The sequence below is a fragment of the Mesorhizobium sp. NPDC059054 genome, assembly GCF_042739215.1.
GTDB lineage: Bacteria > Pseudomonadota > Alphaproteobacteria > Rhizobiales > Rhizobiaceae > Mesorhizobium.
Map to the genome: position 1 here is coordinate 1 of NZ_JBHYHV010000019.1, position 2,224 is coordinate 2,224.

A 2,224-nucleotide genomic window follows, 5' to 3' on the forward strand; every position below is an offset into this window, starting at 1 on the left:
ACCCATTCAGAAGTCGGAACCGAAGTCGAGATCGGCAAGCTCGACGGCCACCAGAAGCGCCTTCCTGCCCGGGTCGTTCCCTTCGCCCACTACGATCCGCAGAAGACCAGACCACGCTCCTGAGGGGTGCAGAACGGTTGGCTCAGACGTCACAAATCATGGTCGAAAGGTGGAGAATTTCCATCGAAACATGCCTTGCCTGCCTTTTCCTTATGTGCAAATATCTTTCACAAGATGCAAGGTGCGATATGATGTCAATCGCTCCGAGCGTCGCGAAAGCTCACTCGAGACGACGAGGCAGCCGTGCCGAAAGTTTTGTATGACCTTCACCAGGGCCACGCCCCGATTACCCTCCACCAGGCCTTTCAGGACGCCACGGACACGCTTGAGGGCGACGGCGACACACAGGAGCCCGCGGTATTCGTCGAAGGCTGCGCGGTCCCGGTGACGACCATCTTTGGCGCGATGCTGGAATGTACCGACCTGATGCCTTTCCGCACCCGCGAATCCGTCAACGTGGTGCTTGCAGCTGCGCGCGAAAGCGCCTCGACCGACAGTGGCGACATCTACGCACGTGGCGCGCGGCTGATGCTCTCCTATTGCCGCCAGCGTTTCGGGAAGATCCCCTCGCCCGGCTGTCCGGAGCATGATCCGGAAAAGTTGCAGACTTTTCCAGCAGAGATCATGCGACAAAATCAGGGAGTAGAGCGGAACGCGATCAGTCTTGATCGCATTCCGCTCGACACCGGCGATCTCCCCCAGCTCGCATCGAATTGACAAAGGACATTCCATGAGCACGATCATCGACGGCAAGGCTGTCGCCGAAGAACTGGTCGCCGGCATCAAGACGGCGACGCAGGATCTGGTGGCAAGAACCGGCACACAGCCCGGCATCGCCGTCGTCATCGTCGGTGAGGATCCCGCCAGTCAGGTCTACGTTGCTTCCAAGGGAAAGAGAGCCAAGGAATGTGGCTTTCATTCCATCCAGCACACGCTGCCTGACAACACGTCCGAGGAAGATCTTGTCGCGCTGATCGAGCAACTCAACGCCGATGACACCATCCATGGCATCCTGGTGCAATTGCCGCTGCCGAAGCAGATCGATGCCGGCCGCATCATCCAGACCATCTCGCCCGACAAGGACGTCGACGGCTTCCATTTCGTCAATATCGGCAAGCTGGGTGCCGGCGAATTGGAGACGGCCTTCGTACCCTGCACGCCCGCCGGTTCGATGTTGCTGATTGAACGCGCCCTTGGCCGCGATCTGTCGGGTCTCAATGCGGTCGTCGTCGGCCGGTCCAACATCGTCGGCAAGCCGATGGCCAACCTGCTTCTGGCCGCAAACGCCACGGTCACGGTCGCACATTCAAAGACGAAGGACCTTCCCGAGATCTGCCGCACCGCCGATATTCTCGTTGCCGCCGTCGGCCGTCCTGAAATGATCAAGGGCGACTGGGTCAAGCCGGGGGCGGTCGTAATCGATGTCGGCATCAACCGGTTGCCCGCCGGCGAAAACGGCAAGGCACGCCTGGTAGGCGACGTCGCCTATGACGAGGCTTTGCCCGCGGCAAGCGCGATCACCCCCGTGCCAGGCGGCGTCGGCCCGATGACGATCGCGCTTCTCATGTCGAACACGCTCGCCTCGGCCATTCGCGCGGCTGGTCAGAGGGCATAGGCGAGACCGTCCTTGCGTGAAACGCAGGATTTAGATTGAGCCCGGCGCTGGAATTCAGGAAGCCGGAACGGACAAAAGACAAGGGAGGAGAGCCCTCATGGCCGAGTACAAGAGTGACATTGAGATCGCGCGTGGCGCGAAGAAGCAGCAGATCCAGTCGATCGGGGAAAAGATCGGCATTCCCAACGAGCATCTGCTGCCCTACGGCCACGACAAGGCCAAGATCTCGGCCGAGTTCATCAAGTCGGTGAAGGGCAACAAGGACGGCAAGCTGATCCTGGTCACCGCCATCAACCCGACACCGGCCGGCGAAGGCAAGACCACCACCACGGTCGGCCTCGGCGATGGCCTCAACCGCATCGGCAAGAAGGCGGTGGTGTGCATTCGCGAAGCTTCGCTTGGACCCAATTTCGGCGTCAAGGGTGGTGCCGCAGGCGGCGGTTATGCCCAGGTCGTGCCGATGGAAGACATGAACCTGCACTTCACCGGCGACTTCCACGCCATCACCACCGCCCACAACCTTCTGTCGGCCCTGATCGACAACCACAT

Annotated in this window: 3 protein-coding genes; all 3 read left to right on the forward strand. The window is 60.7% G+C overall.

From position 1 onward, the window contains the following. Nucleotides 1-303 precede the first annotated feature (303 nt). Nucleotides 304-777, forward strand: a complete 474-nt coding sequence (locus ACFWXH_RS31250) for a hypothetical protein (RefSeq protein WP_379125314.1) — start codon at nt 304-306, stop codon at nt 775-777. A gap of 13 nt (nt 778-790) precedes the next feature. Then, on the forward strand, nt 791-1,675 hold the full coding sequence (gene folD, locus ACFWXH_RS31255; RefSeq protein ID WP_054310259.1) for a bifunctional methylenetetrahydrofolate dehydrogenase/methenyltetrahydrofolate cyclohydrolase FolD: 885 nt from the start codon (nt 791-793) through the stop codon (nt 1,673-1,675). 97 nt (nt 1,676-1,772) lie between these two features. Further along, on the forward strand, nt 1,773-2,224 hold a 452-nt coding region (locus ACFWXH_RS31260), incomplete at its 3' end, for a formate--tetrahydrofolate ligase (protein ID WP_379125315.1).

Excerpts from the sequence above, each read along its gene's own strand:
- folD (WP_054310259.1), top strand. The coding sequence starts at position 791 with ATGAGCACGATCATCGACGGCAAGGCTGTCGCCGAAGAACTGGTCGCC.